The organism is Alloscardovia omnicolens DSM 21503 (assembly GCF_000420505.1).
Taxonomy (GTDB): domain Bacteria; phylum Actinomycetota; class Actinomycetes; order Actinomycetales; family Bifidobacteriaceae; genus Alloscardovia; species Alloscardovia omnicolens.
Window position 1 is genome coordinate 128153 of the sequence record NZ_ATVB01000004.1, and the last position, 18181, is coordinate 146333.

12 protein-coding genes and 2 pseudogenes are annotated in these 18181 nt (G+C 52.4%); 13 read left to right on the forward strand and 1 reads right to left on the reverse strand.

What is annotated here, in order from left to right:
* Window positions 1-51: 51 nt before the first annotated feature.
* The gene (gene upp, locus G464_RS0102970; protein ID WP_026472563.1) at window positions 52-690 is read right to left on the reverse strand and encodes a uracil phosphoribosyltransferase; all 639 of its coding nucleotides are present in this window, start codon (window positions 688-690) and stop codon (window positions 52-54) included.
* A gap of 29 nt (window positions 691-719) precedes the next feature.
* Between upp and G464_RS0102975 the strand changes: the two genes are divergently transcribed.
* The 13 genes and pseudogenes from G464_RS0102975 (at window position 720) to G464_RS0103050 (ending at window position 17453) form a co-directional block, all read left to right on the forward strand.
* Window positions 720-1178, forward strand: coding sequence for a nucleoside deaminase (locus G464_RS0102975; protein WP_022856671.1), 459 nt, complete (start codon window positions 720-722; stop codon window positions 1176-1178).
* A gap of 147 nt (window positions 1179-1325) precedes the next feature.
* Window positions 1326-3761, forward strand: coding sequence for an alpha-galactosidase (locus G464_RS0102980; RefSeq protein ID WP_022856672.1), 2436 nt, complete (start codon window positions 1326-1328; stop codon window positions 3759-3761).
* 35 nt (window positions 3762-3796) lie between these two features.
* Window positions 3797-4960 (forward strand): LacI family DNA-binding transcriptional regulator, encoded by a 1164-nt coding sequence (locus G464_RS08680; RefSeq protein ID WP_022856673.1) that lies wholly within the window; start codon window positions 3797-3799, stop codon window positions 4958-4960.
* A 424-nt stretch (window positions 4961-5384) separates the two neighbouring features.
* Window positions 5385-6887, forward strand: coding sequence for a sucrose phosphorylase (gene gtfA, locus G464_RS0102990; protein WP_022856674.1), 1503 nt, complete (start codon window positions 5385-5387; stop codon window positions 6885-6887).
* A 100-nt stretch (window positions 6888-6987) separates the two neighbouring features.
* Window positions 6988-7641 (forward strand): YesL family protein, encoded by a 654-nt coding sequence (locus tag G464_RS0102995; protein ID WP_022856675.1) that lies wholly within the window; start codon window positions 6988-6990, stop codon window positions 7639-7641.
* A 169-nt stretch (window positions 7642-7810) separates the two neighbouring features.
* Complete coding sequence (locus tag G464_RS0103000; RefSeq protein ID WP_022856676.1) at window positions 7811-9091, forward strand: ABC transporter substrate-binding protein; 1281 nt, start codon at window positions 7811-7813, stop codon at window positions 9089-9091.
* A 166-nt stretch (window positions 9092-9257) separates the two neighbouring features.
* Window positions 9258-10136 carry a carbohydrate ABC transporter permease gene (locus G464_RS0103005; RefSeq protein ID WP_022856677.1) on the forward strand — a complete coding sequence of 293 codons (879 nt, stop codon included), beginning with the start codon at window positions 9258-9260 and terminating at the stop codon, window positions 10134-10136.
* Window positions 10136-11014 (forward strand): carbohydrate ABC transporter permease, encoded by an 879-nt coding sequence (locus G464_RS0103010; protein WP_022856678.1) that lies wholly within the window; start codon window positions 10136-10138, stop codon window positions 11012-11014. Before G464_RS0103005 ends, G464_RS0103010 begins: the two co-directional genes overlap by 1 nt.
* 402 nt (window positions 11015-11416) lie before the next feature.
* Entirely contained in the window at window positions 11417-12958 is a 1542-nt protein-coding gene (locus G464_RS0103020) for an MFS transporter (protein WP_021617474.1), read from the forward strand.
* A 195-nt stretch (window positions 12959-13153) separates the two neighbouring features.
* A pseudogene (locus tag G464_RS09910) lies at window positions 13154-13668 on the forward strand (GTP-binding protein); the annotation flags it as partial.
* Window positions 13669-14417: 749 nt separating this feature from the next.
* Entirely contained in the window at window positions 14418-15452 is a 1035-nt protein-coding gene (locus G464_RS0103035; protein WP_239659919.1) for a LacI family DNA-binding transcriptional regulator, read from the forward strand.
* Between the two features lie 273 nt (window positions 15453-15725).
* A pseudogene (locus tag G464_RS09915) lies at window positions 15726-16234 on the forward strand (carbohydrate ABC transporter permease); the annotation flags it as partial.
* 79 nt (window positions 16235-16313) lie between these two features.
* Window positions 16314-17453 (forward strand): glycoside hydrolase family 172 protein, encoded by a 1140-nt coding sequence (locus G464_RS0103050; protein ID WP_022856685.1) that lies wholly within the window; start codon window positions 16314-16316, stop codon window positions 17451-17453.
* Window positions 17454-18181: the final 728 nt, after the last annotated feature.

Sequence of the window (18181 nt, forward strand, 5' to 3'; positions counted from 1 at the left end):
GCCGTTGAGAGCTCAAACTCCCAACGGCGTTTTATATGCGGAACTAACCTTTTAATCAACCAAACCGTACAAACGGTCGCCGGCATCGCCCAAACCAGGCACAATGTATGCCTTCTCGTTCAAGCGCTCGTCCTTAGCGCACACAACAACCTTAAAGTCGATGCTTGGATCAACTTCCTTCTCCAAGCGTTCCAAACCTTCAGGCGCAGCCAAAATGCAGATAGCGGTAACGTCTTTAGCGCCCAGCTGCTTGAGGTACTCAATAGCAGCTACCAAAGTGCCGCCGGTTGCGAGCATTGGATCGACAACGAAAACCTGACGGCCAGTCAAATCATCTGGCAGACGGTTCGCGTAAGTGACGACGTCGAGCGTGTTCTCGTCGCGCTTCATGCCCAAGAAACCAACCTCAGCGGTAGGAATCAGGCGGGTCATGCCGTCGAGCATACCCAAGCCGGCGCGCAAAATTGGCACAACCATAGGGCGAGGCTTCGTGAGCTTCTTGCCAACCATAGGGGCAACAGGCGTCTCGATTGGCGCATCTTCCACGGAAATGTTGCGGGTCGCTTCGTAGGCTTCGAGCATAACGAGCTCAGAAACGAGTTCACGGAAAGTGTTGGATGGGGTCTTCTTGTCACGCAAAACGGTGAGCTTGTGGTCAACCAGAGGATGGTTAACAATCGTTAAATGCATAGTCATAGTTTCAGCATAGTCTTAACTGTATGAATTCGCCATATACCACCGCTATGGGCGTGGCTCTCGACGTCGCCCGCGATGCTGCTTCGTTGGGGGATATTCCTGTGGGAGCAGTGGTGGTTGATGCGTCTGGAAATGTTTTGGCTGTGAAGCGAAATTATCGTGAAGAGCGGTCGGATCCGTTTTCACACGCCGAGATTGAAGCCATGCGTGCTGTTGCTGGTGCTCGCGGAACATGGAATCTCGAGGATTGCACGCTCGTTGTTACCCTGGAGCCTTGCCCTATGTGCGCGGGTGCTGCGGTGAGTGCTCATATGGGGCGCGTTGTTTTTGGTGCATGGGATGAAAAAATGGGTGCGCTTGGCTCTGTGTGGGATATTGCGCGCGATCCGCATGTTGGTTTTCAGCCGGAAGTGATTGGTGGTGTTCGAGAAGAAGAATGCGCTGCTGTGCTGACTGAGTTTTTTGCTGCGCGACGTTGGTAGAGTTTTGTGGGCGTTTTATAGAACCCGTTCGATATACTTGTACGTAGAAAATAAATCATGACAATGTATGCGTAATGTGAGCAATGACTGCTGCAGAACGCTTGTCATGCGGTAAAACCTACGAAACAATCTAGTAAAGGACCAAAGATGGTAAATACTTCTCGGTCTGCTGCCCGCGTTTTTGCTTACGAAGGAGCTGCGGTTGAAGGAGCTGAACATACGGGCTATACGCTGCGCAACGGCGGAGTAGCTGTATCTGTGGCAATCGTGAATAACGAATTGCCTCGTATTGTCTACTGGGGTCGCGATTTCGGTAGTGTGTCGCATAATCACACAGCTTTCCTCTACGAAGCTTTGCGCCCACAGCGAGTATCGGGTGGTTTAGACTATACAAACTTCCCAACAGTCCTGCCAGGCCAAGCAGAGGGGTGGACGGGAGCATCCCGTTTTGTAGTAACACGTAACGGTCAGGAACTCTTCTGCCACTTTAGAGTAACTGATGTTCAGGCAGATGAGAACGGTTCGGTTATTGATTCGTTCTCCGCGCTCGCTCAAGACTTGTCAGGCTTGACGGACGAGGAACTGGCAGTAGCTCAGAAAAACAGCAGTACATATCCATCTGAACTGTCAAGCGTTCCGCAGTTGGTAGTAACTGCTCAAGACGCTGAGCAGGGCGTTCGGCTCGTCTGGCAGATGCAGCTTTTGGATAGCGGTTTGGTTCGTCAGCGCGCTACTGTTTCTAATCTCGAAGGGGCAGACCTTGAGGGAGTGGCGGTTGCAGTTGCGGAAGTTGCAGACGTGGGCGAAGGTGCGGCGGTTGCAGCAGTAACGGCAACAGTCTCAAACGTGGGCGAACTTTCTGTGCTCGCGCTCGAACTGGGCTATCCAGTGCCATCTACTGCTCGCGAAATCTTAACGACTGCAGGACATCATTTGCGTGAACGTCATCCGCAGCGTCAAAACCTAACTATGGGACGTTTTGAGCGCGTGACTGAGGTCGGTCGCCCTGATTTTGACGCTACTTTACTGCTGAACGTGGGCGCTCGCGGCTTTGATTTTGAGCATGGAGAGGTGTTCTCCACACATGTGGGTTGGAGCGGAAATTCCGTAACATCCGTGGAAGAAACCGTGTATACCTTGCCAATTATTGGCGGTGGAGAGAAGCTGTATGCGGGCGAAGCCGTACTGCGTGCCGGCTCAGACGATGCGTATACGAGTCCTTGGGTGTATGGATCGTACGGCGAGGGGTTGAATGAAGTAGCTCACCGCTTCCATGATTTTGTATACAGTTTGCATCCAAACTTCGCCTCGAAGCCACGTCCAGTTATTTTGAACACCTGGGAAGCAGTGTATTTCGAGCATGACTTTGCAACGTTAAAGAGTTTGGCAGATAAGGCTGCGGCTGCGGGTGTTGAGCGCTTTGTTGTTGATGACGGTTGGTTTGGAAGCCGTCGTGATGATACTTCCGGTTTGGGTGATTGGTATGTTTCAAAAGAAGTGTGGCCTGATGGTTTGAAGCCATTAGCAGATTATGTTCATGCTCAAGGCATGGAATTCGGTCTGTGGTTCGAGCCAGAAATGCTTAATACGGTTTCGGAAGTAGCCGAGGCTCATCCTGATTGGATTTTGAAGCCAACCGCTAACCGTCTGCCAATGCAGGGACGTATGCAGCAGGTTCTCGACCTGTCTAATCCGGAGGCTGCTCGTTATGTTTTCGATGCTATGGATTCGCTCGTGAAGGAGATTGGCATTGACTACATTAAGTGGGATCATAACAAGCTCGTGACTGAGCCAGCTTCCCCAGCTCGCGGTTTTGCGGCTACTCAGCGCAAGCAAGTTGAAGCTGTTTATGCTATTTTTGACGCTTTGAAGATTAAGCATGACGGTTTAGAGATTGAGTCTTGCTCTTCTGGTGGCGGTCGTATTGACTTGGGTATTGTGGAGCGCGCAGACCGCGTATGGACGTCTGACTGCGTTGATCCTGTTGAGCGCGCTGATATTCAGCGCTACACCTCGCTTTTGCTGCCAGAAAGCATGATGGGTGAGCATGTGGGCGCTTCTCCAGCGCATTCCACTGCTCGAGCAACCTCTTTGTCTATGCGCACAGCCACTGCTTTGTTCGGACACCTCGGTATTGAGTGGGATTTGAACAAGCAACCTCAGGAAGATCTTGACGTTCTGGCTCGCTGGGTAGCTTTGTACAAGCAGTCGCGCGATTGGGCAGGTTTTGGCGTTACAGTTCATGGAGATATTGCTGATGACTGCGTGCGTTTAGACGGCGTTGTATCTGCTGATGGAACTCATGCGCTGTACCGTTTTGCTCAGGTACGTACTTCTGTGCATTACCCTGCAAACCCAGTGCGCTTGCCAGGCGTTGATGCGAAGAAACTCTATCGCGTGCGTCCAGTCGAGGTTCAGCGTGAATTGAGCCATGAGGAAACAAATGGACAGTCTGAACTGTTATGGTGGACACAAGAAGGCGTTATTGTTCCAGGTGCAGCTTTGCTGAACTATGGACTTCGCCCTCCACAGTTGAATCCAGCTCAGGCTGTGGTGTTTGCTGTGGATGAGGTGGCTCAGTAAACACATGTATTCGCATGTATTAAGGTAGGCATGAAATGGTAGGCATACGAGACGTCGCTAAAAAAGCAGGCGTATCCACCAGCACAGTGTCGCTTGTTATTAACAACAGTGGTTATGTGTCGCAAAATACCCGCGACCGCGTAACCGCTGCTATGAAAGAACTTAACTATATTCCAAATGATTTAGCGAAGAATCTGTATAAGGGACGCACGGATACTGTGGGAGTAATTATGCCTACTTTGCAGCATCCGTTCTTTGCGTCTCTTGTGGGGCGCATTCAGCATTATCTTGATTTGCAGGGCATGCGCGCTTTGCTTTGCTCGACGGCGGATCAGGAAACAGGTGAAAAACAGTATGTGGATATGCTGCAACGCCACACTCTGGACGCCTTGATTATGGGTTCGCACTCGCAAAATACGCAGGAGTATTGGGAAGAGATTAAACGCCCGGTCGTTGCTTTCGACCGATATTTATGCGATTCGATTCCAACCGTGGGGGCTGACCACATTTCGGGCGGGCGTCTGGTTGCGCGCGCCTTGATTGCTGCCGGCGTGCAGCACGTCGTAACCATCGGTGGTCCTCGTGATCGTTTCCATGATCGTGACCGCGGTATTGAACTGCTTAACGCTCGCGAGCTTAGTTCGCGCCCTGATAGCTCCTTCCCGACCGTGCGTTATCAGCTCGTGTTGGAAGATGAGTTGGTGACTGCGGGTATTGAAACGGATTATGTGACTGTGGAAGATTTGTCCGATTTGTCACTGTTTTTGGATGTTGCCCGCCGCGCTTTTGAAGACTTTGACAATGTGGATGCTATTGTAGCGCCTGATTTGGCCGCTGCAGCTGTTCTTCAAGAAGCTGAGCGTCGCAGCATTCGCGTTCCTGAAGATTTGCAAGTGATCGCATATGACGGCACTTATGTAAGCATGTTTGCTGGTAAGCAGATTTCCGCTATTACTCAGAATATCGATGAGACTGCTCATCGTTTAGTAGCGCATGTTATGCAAGAAATTGAGCGTTACGCTGGCGATGATACAGGCGTTATTGGGCAGACATTACTTGAGAAAGTATCTAATGATTTCCAAGGATATGTATCGGTTACAGATACTGTAGAAGGCGTTCCATACCGTTTTGATGCAGTGAAGCTTGAGTATATTGAGCGCGAAACTACGATACCGCTCGATGATTTGGGTGTTGAGTAAGTTTCCTTTTGGAACAATTCACCTCGTACTACACAAACAAGCGACAAGATTTGGCGGAGCACTGTAGTACGAGGTGAATTATTGTTGCAGACTTTACGCCTGAGAGTACGTGTAAAGCGTACGGTTTTGAGAACCTGATTTTTCGCTCTTTCCGAGCGTTACCTTCTACTTCAGCTGTATCGTTCGTAGGTAACCGCATCGGCGAGAGTTAAAGTCCTCTACTCTATAAAAACAACCTTGATAAAGGTTTTACCAATCACAGCTAAACGCAACAATGAAAGCTACAGCAGAAACCGTGCACTGATTACTCCAAAACCACCAAAACACAAATCTTCACACAAATCGGGCGTGCCGCCTTGCTCATATCAAACGGGTTCGATATACTAAAAATGTTGAGAAATAACGAATCAGCCATGGAGGTCTGATGAAGAATAAAGTTCAGTTAATTACATATGCAGATCGCCTCGGTGATGGCACGCTGAAGTCCATGACCGAGACCCTGCGCAAGCATTTCGAGGGAGTGTATGAGGGCGTTCATATTCTTCCATTCTTCACCCCATTTGATGGTGCAGATGCAGGCTTCGATCCAGTAGATCATACGAAGGTAGACCCACGTTTGGGCAGCTGGGACGATGTTGCCGAGCTTTCCACTACACACGACATTATGGTGGACACCATTGTGAACCACATGTCTTGGGAATCCGAGCAGTTCCAAGACGTTATGGCTAAGGGTGAAGACTCTGAGTATTACCCAATGTTCCTCACCATGTCGTCCATCTTCCCAGATGGCGTAACAGAAGAGGGTCTCACCGCAATTTATCGTCCACGTCCGGGTCTGCCATTCACTCACTACAATTGGGGTGGTAAAACTCGTCTCGTATGGACGACCTTTACACCTCAGCAGGTAGATATCGATACTGATTCTGAGATGGGCTGGAACTACTTGTTGTCCATTTTGGATCAACTGTCTCAGTCTCACGTTTCTCAGATTCGCTTGGATGCTGTAGGTTATGGCGCTAAGGAAAAGAATTCGTCTTGCTTTATGACGCCAAAGACCTTCAAGCTCATCGAACGCATTAAGGCAGAAGGCGAGAAGCGCGGTCTGGAAACCCTTATTGAGGTTCATTCCTACTACAAGAAGCAGGTAGAAATTGCTTCTAAGGTAGATCGCGTATATGATTTCGCTATTCCTGGTTTGCTTTTGCATGCTTTGGAATTCGGCAAGACTGATGCTTTGGCACGGTGGATTGACGTGCGTCCAAACAATGCAGTCAACGTTCTCGATACGCACGACGGTATCGGCGTTATTGACATCGGTTCCGACCAGATGGATCGCTCTTTGGTGGGTTTGGTGCCAGATGAGGAAGTTGATGCTCTCGTTGAATCCATTCACCGCAATTCCAAGGGCGAGTCTCAGGAAGCAACCGGTGCGGCCGCATCGAACTTGGATCTCTACCAGGTAAACTGCACCTACTATGCAGCTTTGGGTAGTGATGATCAGAAGTACATCGCAGCTCGTGCAGTTCAGTTCTTCATGCCAGGTGTTCCACAGGTTTACTATGTGGGTGCTTTGGCAGGCGGTAACGATATGGATCTGCTCAAGCGCACAAACGTGGGCCGCGATATTAACCGTCACTACTACTCCGCAGCAGAAGTGGCTTCCGAGGTTGAGCGTCCAGTCGTTCAGGCTCTTAACGCTCTGGGTCGTTTCCGCAACACGTTGTCCGCTTTCGATGGCGAGTTCAGCTACTCCAATGCAGATGGCGTTCTCACCATGACGTGGGCAGACGATGTTACCCGTGCAACCCTTACCTTCGCTCCACAGGCCAACAGCAACGGCGCGTCCGTAGCTCGTTTGGAGTGGACGGATGCTGCAGGTGAGCACGCAACCGACGATTTGATTGCTAACCCTCCAGTGGTTGCCTAACCGTCAAAAAACTAACTTCATTTTCTCCTTCCTCTCGCAGGGCTCTTAGCTTCGGTTAAGAGCCCTGTGTGCGTTCTGCGTTTCGTGTACGCTTAACTGTATGGACGGCTTTTTTAATCAAAATAATTGGTTCTACAAACTGATGGGTTTGCTTTTTGACCTCGTTATTCTTAACGTTGTTACGCTCATCATCTCGTTACCGCTGGTAACCGCCGGTTCCGCGCTTACTGCACTGCACTACTCGCTGTGGCGTATGGTACGAAACGAGGAAGGCTCCGTCCTTAAAATGTATTTCTCCTCGTTGCGCGCAAACTTTAAGCAGGTTACGCCAATCTGGCTGCTCGTGCTTGCTTTCGCAGTGATTGCCGGCGCGGATCTGTACTTTCTTCTCCATCTCCATCAGTTCGCGCCAATGCTCGGCTCTGAGATTCGCATCATATTTATGGCCGCGCTCGCTATCGTTACCGTGATTGTTGTTGCGTTTGTTCAGTGGTTTACTGTGCTCGTTTCGCGCTACTCCAATACGACCAAAGAGCACCTGAAGAACGCTGCGCTGGCTGCTATTGGCTTCTTTCCTCAGACATTTATTATGCTCGTTTTATTGATTGGCACTGCGGTCGCTTGCGTTATTTTTTACGGTTACGTTATTCCGTTCGCTCTACTGCTCGGTTTTTCGCTACCTCAGTACTGCTGCGCGCTGATATATTCGGAGCTGTTCGAGAAGTTAGACGGCTCGTCAAGTACTGAAAAATAAGGGCTGATTAAGTCTTTCATAATCTTCACAACACACATATCGAACCCGTTTGACAACTGTTTGATAATTATGTAATATCGAACCGGTTGCATAAATAAGCAATCGGCAAAGAAGCAATTACTTATGCTTTGTTTTTCGAGGGTGGGAAGCAACGCAAAAGGAGAGAAAAATGTTGAAAGATTGGAAGCGCTGGACAGCAGCAGCTGCAGCAACAGTGTTCGCAGTAGGCATGTTGGGAGCATGTGGTTCAAACTCTGGCTCTGGCAAGACGAAGATTACAATCTTTAATTCCAAGTCGGAAATCCAGTCTCAGTTCGAAGATCTCGCAGAAACCTATAGCGAAGATCACGATGTAGACGTAGAAGTCTACTACTCAAGCGATACGGTTGCAGCTCACTTGGCAACCAAGTACGCAGCAAATCAGCCATACACCATCTCCATGGTAGACGCTAAGGATATTTACAGCCTCGGTCCAGAGCACGCTCTCGACTTGAGCGACCAGAAGTGGGTAAGCGATACCGATCAGGCTATCGCAGTAGATGGCAAGACCTACGGTTTCCCTGTAACCATCGAAGCTCGCGGTCTCATCTACAATGCAGACGCTATTAAGAAGGCAACTGGTAAGGAATTCAAGCCAGAATCCATTAAGACCACCGACGACTTGAAGCAGCTTATTGCAGACCTCAAGGCTGGCGGTATGGAAACTCCAGTTGGCATTATGAAGGAAGACTGGTCGTTGGCAGCTCACTACCTGCCACAGGTATACGAAGAGCAGCAGGATCCAACCGCCTTCATTAAGTCACTGCACGACGGCACTGATATTAACACCGATGCTCGCTGGACTTCTTTGATGGACACCTTCGATGTTCTCAAGGACAACAACTATGCTAAGGGCGACAAGGCTATCTCTGCAGAGCGCGAAGTAACCGAGCAGAAGCTTGCTAAGGGCGAGATTGCTTTGATGTTCGGTGGAAACTGGGATTGGTCTGTACTCAACCAGTATGAGCCATCTAAGAACATGGGTATGATGCCTGTTCCTCAGAATGACGAAAGCATGGATGTAACCAGCAAGCTTGTTGGTGGCGGTTCTAAGTACTTGTTCATCGATAACTCTAAGAACACTTCTAAGGAACAGCAGAAGGCTGCAAAGGACTTCCTCAACTGGCTCGCTCTCGACAAGGAAGGCCAGAAGTGGGTTGTAAACACTGCTAACCTCGTTCCTCCATTCAAGAGCAACAAGCTCGAAGTAACCGACCCACTGGGCAAGTCCGTAAAGAAGTATGCAGATACTGGCGAACTGATTGCTAACTACAACTACCTGCCAGATGATCACTACTCCGTACTCGGTGCAGACTTCCAGAAGTACCTCGCAGGCCAGGCAGATCGTGCTACATTCGCCAAGCAGATCGACGAATACTGGCAGAAGAACGACATGAAGACTATTCAGTAGTGTTCAGTGGTGTTCACCTGCGAAATGCTATAATCCCAAGTAGATAGATAAAAAGTGGTGCATTCTAAAATCTTGGGATGCGCCACTTTTGCTTCTACTGTTAAACTCACAGCCCAAGCTCATCGTTGAGCCCTAAATCCATTAACAACACGTAATGGTGAGAGAAATGAAACAGAATAAACTTTCCTACAAGGTCGGTCAATTCCTTATGTTCGCCGGCCCTGCCACGATTCTCTTCGCAGCAGTCGTGATTGTGCCATTCTTTTATGGCCTCTACTTAACCTTTACCAGCTGGGATGGCGTTGCCGCAAACAAGCCATTCGTTGGTCTTCAAAACTACAAGGACGCTTTTGCAGACACAGCATACTGGGATGCCCTTGGACGCACCGTTGTCTACTCGGTAATCTCTGTTGTGCTCGTGAATATCGTTGCGTTTGCGCTCGCATACCTCGTAACTTCCGGTCTTAAGGGCCAGAACTTCTTCCGCGCAGGTTTCTTCATTCCAAACCTTATCGGTGGTATCGTTCTCGGTTACGTATGGAAGTTCATGTTCAACCGCGCATTCGTTGCTATCGGAACAGCAGTGGTGGGGCACGATACGTCCTCGCTACTAGGTACGACTAACGGTGCTCTGTTCGCGCTCATCCTCGTATCTGTGTGGCAGTATGCCGGCTATATGATGCTCATTTACGTAGCAGGCTTTATGGGTGTAGACGACTCCTTGCGTGAAGCAGCTTTGATTGATGGCTGCAGCAACGGTCAAGCAATGCGTCACGTTATTATTCCTCTGATGCGTGCATCCTTCGTGCAGTGCATCTTCTTGTCAACTACACGTTGCTTCATGGTTTACGATTTGAACCTTTCGTTAACCAAGGGTGAGCCATTCAACTCCTCCGTAATGGCTGCAATGCACGTGTATAACAAGGCATTCGTCTACAAGAACTATGGCGTAGGCCAGGCCGAAGCGCTGATTCTGTTTATTATCTGCGCAGTAATCGGTATGATCCAGGTTTACGTTGGTAAGAAGGGTGAGGTGGCAGCATAATGGCTAAGACATTATCGACCGAAAACGAAAAGGCCATCGTACGCCAGCGTATTGGTCATGCGCTTATGATCGCATTCCTCGCTGTGCTCTTGGTTGTCTTCATCTGGCCATTCTTCCTTGTATTGACCAATGCATTCAAGAACATGAGTGATATTACCGGTGAGCCTTTGTCTTTGATTGGTTCCCATGGTTTCACCATCGAGAACTTCACCAAGGCCATGCGCAAGATGCACTTCTGGCGTGTGTTTGGTAACTCCGCAATCATTACCACATTCTCCACGATTCTCACCATTCTCTTCTCGGCGATGGCAGCATACGTGATTGTGCGTAATCCAAAGTGGACAGCTTCCAAGCTCACCTTCTCTGCTATGGTTGCGTCGATGGTTATTCCATTCCAGGTAATCATGGTTCCATTGGTAGCTGTATATGGCGGTACTCTCGGACTGCTTAACTCTCGCACCACCTTGATCTTTATGCACGTGGGCTTCTCCGTATCTCTTGCGGTATTCATGTTCCACGGCGCTATTAAGACCAACGTGCCAGTTGAGCTCGAAGAAGCAGCTGAAATCGATGGCGCATCCAAGTGGCGCACATTCTGGACGATTGTGTTCCCACTGCTTAAGCCAACAGCAGCAACAGTGGCTATTATCGATGCTATGGCATTCTGGAACGACTACCTCCTGCCATCCCTGGTACTCACCGACAAGAAGATCTACACCATTCCAATCGCAACCCAGGTCTTCTACGGAACCTACTCCACTGATATCGGTCTGGTTATGGCTGCACTGCTCCTGGCGATGCTCCCAATCCTCATTATGTACTTGCTCTTGCAGCGCTTCATCGTTGCAGGTGTTACCGCAGGTGCTGTGAAAGGCTAAGAGCTCAGCTGTAGCTCGAACTCATTTCTCTCAATATCTCGAATATCCTTCGCTCGTTTCCATAGAGAAGCGGGCGGGGGATATTTCGCTTGTAGGCAGAACGTGAACCTTCACAAAAGTGGTCGAGGCCGATGGTGAGAGGCGAGGTGCGCAAGCTATGCATATCGGTTGCAATGCGTTCGCTGTTTTGTGTGAAAAAATTGGTAATCAAATGCCATAAATATAAATATTTTCTTAATTTCAAAAAGAAAAACATGAAATTGCAAACGTATGCAGAAAACACTGTGGAGAAACCGCAGAGTTCCCTCTTTTTAGTCCCTTTTATCCTATATAATTTCATACGGAAAAAAATTCAGCACAAAACCTGTGTGAAGTTTTGAACGAGAAGATAAGTCAGGAATTATGGCACAGAATAATGGCCCATTGCCGGGTTCGAATTCGTACAAGCGCCCGGGCATCGATGACCGCCCTGATATGGACGATGCTTTTGACGACGAGCAGATGGATGCAATCAACCGTCTTGCTGTTCCTATGAAAACAGAACATATTGAAGATTCCTCCACGCATTCCAATGCAGATATTCAGGTAACGCGTATGAGTGCTGAGTCCGGTGCGGCTGCCGTGGCAGCTGTAGCTACGGAAGTTCCTGGGACGGACTCCGCATTCTTAGATTTGCGTGATCCAATGGTCAGTGCCGATGGTCACCGTCCAACGCGCAACGAAGTTATCCGTTTGGGTGTGGGCTTCACCGTTGCCGCAATTTTGAGTGCAGTGCCATGGCTGTCCATGAACTCGGTTCTGCTTCCAGATTTGCTGCTTCAGATTGCACCAAACGACAAAGACGCCATGATTGCTTTGATTAGCTCGGTGGGGTCGGTTGTTGCTCTGGTAGCTAACCTCGTTTTCGGTGCGCTCTCCGATTTGACCCGTTCGAATTTCGGACGTCGTACTCCATGGATTATTACCGGTGGTGTTATTGCAGGTGCGGCTGTGTGTGCTATCGGTCTTACGCAAAGCCTGCGTAGCGCTTGGATTGTGCTGTTCTTTATGTGCGTGGCGCAGGTCGGCTTCAACATGTTGCTCGCTCCATTCGTGGCAACCATGTCCGACCGCGTTCCAGATAAATTCCGTGGAACCGTATCTGCTTTCTACGGCGCAGGTGTAACTACTGGTCAGACCCTCGGTACCCTGGTCGGCGCTCGTATGCCAAATACTTTTACTGGTTTTATTGTTGGCGGTAGCATCTTTATTCTCTTAGGCTTCTTGATTGTAGCTATTTGGCCTCGCGAGAAGAGCAATAAGGATCAGTATCGCGAAGAGTTTAGCCTCAAGATGCTCATCAACTCCTTCCGTCCTCCACGCAATGCTCCGGATTTCTACTACGCGTTGATTGGGCGTACCCTCATGATGTCCGGCTACTTCATGATTACCAGCTATCAGCTCTATATAGTTCAGTTCTACATCTTTAACAATGCTGAAGGCGCTAGCAGCGACGCGAAATTCGTTATTGCTGTTATGTCTACCATTACTTTGGTTGTTTCTTTGATTGCAGCCTTCGTATCTGGCCCAATTGCTGACTGGTGGGGCAAGCGCAAGCTTCCAGTGGCGCTTGCCAGCTGCTTATTTGCTGTGGGTGCGGCTATGCCGATGATTTTCCACAACGCCATCGGTATGTACTTGTTCGCACTCATCGCTGGCTTCGGATATGGCGTATACAACGCAATCGATCAGGCTTTGAACGTAGCTATTCTTCCGAACCCAGAAGAGGCAGGTAAGGACCTCGGTATTCTTAACCTCGCAAACACTATCTGCACGGTTATGGGTTCGGTGCTCACCGCTGGAATCTTCATGATCTTCCACAGCTATGTCATGGTATTCCCAGTCTGCATCGTTATTGTGCTTGCGGCTGCATGGATTATTATGCGCATTAAGGGCGTCGAGTAGAGCTTCTCGTTTCGTTCGTCTCATAACTTTTCGCCTCGTGCTTTCGTCTGAAGTACGAGACGATTTGTTTTTTTTGGGGGGGCTCGGTGGGAGGTTTTACGCGTGACTGGATGTGCAAAGGCTAGCGTGTCTAATCACATGTTATCTTTTACGCGTGAGTGCGTGCGTAAAACGTACCACGGAAAATGGGTAGTGCCCGAAATGCAGCCGGTGCTCACCTACATGGTACTGCCCGGCGCCGCCGGGGCTACCGGCGATGCGGGGGAGACGGCCGGGATCGGACGCCCGCGTTTCGACGACTTCACCCTGCACCGGGTGATCGCCGGATTGCGCGAATTGGAGGACGAGGATCCGCTGCTGCGCGTCGACTGGGTGGAGCGTGTGCATGAGCTGCGCGTGCAGCTCATGGGCGCGCGCAGCTGGAGATCGTCCAATAGACCCTGCACGACCGGTTCGGACTCGACGTGACGTTCGGTGCCGGGGCGATCTTCTATCGCGAGACCATCACCGCGCCCATCGAAGGCGTCGGACATTTCGAGCCGTTGCGACACTATGCCGAAGCACACATCCTGATCGAACCGGGGGAGCTGGGCAGCGGCGTCGCCGTCGCGTCGGCGATGAGCGAAAACGACCTCGACCGCAACTGGCAGCAACTTATCCTCACCCACCTGACCGAGCGCGACCATCTCGGTGTGCCGGTCGTGGGCGCTTCTTCGCCTCGTTCGCCGGCTACCGGCCTGGATTGACTACAGCCGCAAGCGCTCCAAGCCCGGCCTTGAGCAGAAGGCCGGGGCTGACGCCAAGGTCGCTGCGACTGAGAACTGAGGTCTATCGGCTGACCGATAGCCGATGGCTGCTTTCGTGAAAACCGTACGCTGGGTGCCGCTGTTTCGTTTTTCTATACATCCCAACTGAAGAATCCGCTCGGTTCTTTAATTTCCGCTCGAGCTATCCACATCCGCCACAATCGCCATATTTTCCATCATCGCAAGAACCCTCATGGCCTTCCCGCACCGGTTTCTGATTGAAGAACGGCGATGTACGCGCTAGATTCGTTCTGCATGAAGTAAACGTGAATTCATTGTCAGAGGCCCGTATACAAAACTGACATAGCCATATTACCGGGCAATAACAATCCTCGGTGCTTTCCGGGATTCTGTTCCATGCCATTGCACATTCCACAACTCAATTTGCCGAGAGTGCGAAGCGTCGAATCGAACGACCGGGCAGCCGGGCTAAGCTGTCCATTGGATATCCGCATAGAGGCGTGTTGCGCGGTTGACAAAATCGCAGCGGCATGCAATAATCTAATCTAACGAAACGTTTCGACAGTGATGTTGGGCGGTTCGCTGGCGACGAAAACCAACAGACATAACCTATGTGCACTCATGCAGACATGGCATGATGTCAGACATACGCCGGCCCCTGAAGGCCGACCGAAAGCACAGGAAAGGAGGCGATGATGGCTGGAATCAAGGACGTGGCACGCGCGGCCGGGGTGTCGGTCAGCACGGTCTCCTATGTGCTGTCCGGCAAGCGCGCGATCTCGGAGAAGACCGCCGCCAGGGTGCGCGACGCCATCCGCGAGCTGCAGTACACGCCGGACGCCTCCGCCCAGAAGATGCGGGGCATCCGCAACCAGATCCTGGCTGTCAGCGAGCCGATTCGCGGCGACATCGACGAGGCGAAGTACAACGCGTACTTCCTGCACACGGCGTGGCAGGCGAAGAACGCAGGCTACGACGTGCTGCTGCTCAGCGGTGAGGATGCGGTGGATGACATCCGTCGTGTGGCCCGCAGCAACATGGTCGACGGCGTACTGCTGCTCGACATCGTAGAGGACGACAAGCGCGTGGTCGAGGTCGGCTTGTACGGCAAGCCCTGCGTGGCCATCGGCTATCCGAGCCGTAAGGGAGACTGCGCGTACGTGGACATCGACTTCCCCGCCGCCGCCGACCTCGCGGTGCGCTACCTGCATGGCAAAGGGCACCGCGACGTCATCCTGCTGCGCGACAATGAGCGTGACTACGAACGCCAGTCCGGCTATGTGGTGACGCTGCGCCGCCTGATGCTGGAGCGGGCCGGGGAGATGGGTATGCGCGTCACGGAGTCGGCCAAGAACGAGTTCGGTCGGTTCGACGCGCGCGCCTTCGTGGACGGCCTACTGAAGTCGGTTCCCCGTCCCACCGCGATCATCAGCCAGGCCGATGCCGATACGCTCAACATGGTGACCCGCGAACTCGAGAACCGCGGAATCGACATTCCCGGCGACATCTCCATACTCTCCTGCGGCACGTTCCTTGAGAACGAGCTGGTGGCTCACCCGGTCACCGAGATACCGTTGATGCCGAGGTTGCTCTGCTCTAAGGCCGTGGGCCTGCTGCTCTCCGCAGTCGAGGACGGCCGCGCGATCGGAGCAGAAAGTGAGTTCGTGCCGCCCAGAATCGAGGACCGCGGCTCGGTGTGCTCCCTGAACGAGGGGGATGAGTCATGAGATCGGTGGGCGTATCCCCCTGCAATGCTTTATATCCATAGTCGAAACGTTTCGTAGTTGATCACGTCGCCCACGAGGGCGCGATCGGCTACGATCCGGTCGTAACCCACAGCTGCCGGCCCACCCGGATCGGACAGCCAAGACGCCGACGCAAACGCCCGTCCCGTTAATCGAAACGTTTCGATTGCCTTCACTACAACTGTTGCCGATGGCAATAACCAATAGGAAAAGGAGAATCCCATGAACATCAAACGAGGAATCGCAGCCCTGGCCGTGCTGGCCATCATGCTGGCGAACATGATGCCGCAGGAGGCACTGCTCTACCCGCTGTACACCATGTTCAAGGCCGCCGGGCTGTACAACACGAAGCTCGCGATCATCATCATCTTCACCATCATCCAAAGCGCGTACGGCACTACCTGCTCTCCTCCGTGTATGGCACGTTCCCGCAGGCCATCCTTGAGGTCGCATCCATCGACGGCGACTCCCGCTGGCAGGTGCTGCTCAAGGTGGTGCTGCCGATCTCCTGGCACACTATCAGTGTGCTGTTCGTGTTCTTCTTCGTCTGGACGTGGAACGAATACATGATCCCGATGGCGTTTCTGATGGGCGACGACGTGCAGACCATCCCGCTGGCCCTGGCCACGCTCCAGGGACAGCACACGATGGAAGCCACCACCCTGGCATCCGCATCGCTGCTGAGTATCATCCCGACCATCATCTTCTTCGTCATCTTCCAGCGCAAGCTCTCCCAGGGCATCACCGCTGGTGCCGTGAAATAATACCCCCAGCAGGTCCGGCCCGCCCCAGACAAAAACGCCGTGGCGGGCCAGGCCTGCGACATGAAAGGAGATGAGCATCATGCTCGACGCATTCACCACAGCGAACCCCTCGCCGGGGTTCGGACAAGGCGCCTTGGATGCCGTGGCCATGAGGACCCCCGGCCGCACCCGCTGCATCAATGCCGAAAACCCGGACGGCGGCAAGGGTCGCGCGGCCATGGCAGCCAGCGCGTTGGGGCCCTCCCGCAAGGGAAGCCCCTGCATCCGCACGGTGAGGTCCGGAGAATCGGTGACATTGATGGACGTCGAGGGCCCCGGCGTGATCCGTCACATCTGGATGACGGTAACCGACCGCACCTCCCCCACAGGCCCCGACGTGCTACGCAACCTGATCTTGGAATTCTACTGGGACGGCGAGGACTCCCCTTCGGTGCAATGCCCGATCGGCGACTTCTTCTGCTGCGGACACGCCCAGTCCTGCACCATCAACTCAATTCCCGTCATGGTCAACCCGAACCGGGGCTTCAACTGCTACTTCGCCATGCCGTTCGAGCACGCACGCATCGTGCTGCGCAACGACCACAACGAGGACGTGCCCGCGTTCTTCTACCAAATCGACTACACCGAATACGACCGACTGCCGGCCGACACGATGCGCTTCCACGCGCAGTGGCGCCGCCAACGCGTCACCGAACTCGCCCGCGACTACGTGGTGCTCGATGGCGTCGAAGGGCACGGCACCTACGTCGGCACCTACTTGGCGCTCACCGCGCTCGAAAGCCGCTGGTGGGGCGAAGGTGAATTCAAGTTCTACATCGACGGCGACGGCAAATACCCCACCTGGTGCAGCACCGGCGCCGAGGACTACTTCGGCGGCGCCTGGAGCTTCGCCGAATTCGACGAACACGACCACATGCACGAGCGCACCTTCACCGGCCCATACCTCGGCTTCCCGTTCTACTCGCAGAACCTTGCCGGACGCGAAAGCGCCTACTGGGACACTGCCACCCCCGTGACCCGCGGCCTATACCGTTGGCACATCCCCGATCCGATCTACTTCGAGCGAGACCTGCGCGTCGAATGGCAGCAGATCGGCACCGAGGAAGCCGGCAACTTCGAACGACAGGACGACGTGGCCACGGTCGCCTACTGGTACCAAAGCGAACCGCACAAACCATTCGCCCCAATCGGCGACCGCGCGTTCCGCCGGCCACGGTGACTTCCTCGATGTCTGTCGGCCGATGGAGCCACATCGGTCGACAGGCATCGCCATGTCTTCCACATGGCAGGCATACGCCACCGAAATCGTCTGAATGGCTCGACTCCATTAACTCGTGGATTCTCTGACCATCCGTCAAGCAAGTCACGGTCGTCTACGAACGCATCTATTCGAAATTGGTATCCGGAATAGACTTTGCCGTCATCCGGTTCGACCAGCACGGGTGCCGAACGTCAGTCGCCGGGAATCTGTTCATCCCAATACGAGGCTTCCGTATCTGGTACCGGAGCCGACGAGACGGATGTCATTGACCGTGCGGGAAATTCACTGTTCCAGGCCGGAATCAGCGAGACAAACTGAGATATCGTGGTCGCCCGGATCGCAGATGTCATCCAAGAAAGATTGTCGGCTGAGTCCCTTAACGATGGACAAAGGCAATCCGCCATGGCGTCGCTGCGTCGAATCGCCGGCGTTCTCCGACAAACGAAGAACGCCGCTATACGCATCGTTCCCCCCCCCCTGATGGAGCGGCTACAAGCCGATTTCAATGCATAACCGCTACAGGCTCGAGGCGACCGAGAAACATAGAATACCCCCGCTCATGAAAGGTTAACGGTTTCAGCGATTACAGCTCACGCCGTTATTGAATCACGATTAAATGAATCATGATTCAATGTATCGTAATTCAATAGTTGGATGACGATGGCGTGGAAAATGGCTGTTTGTGA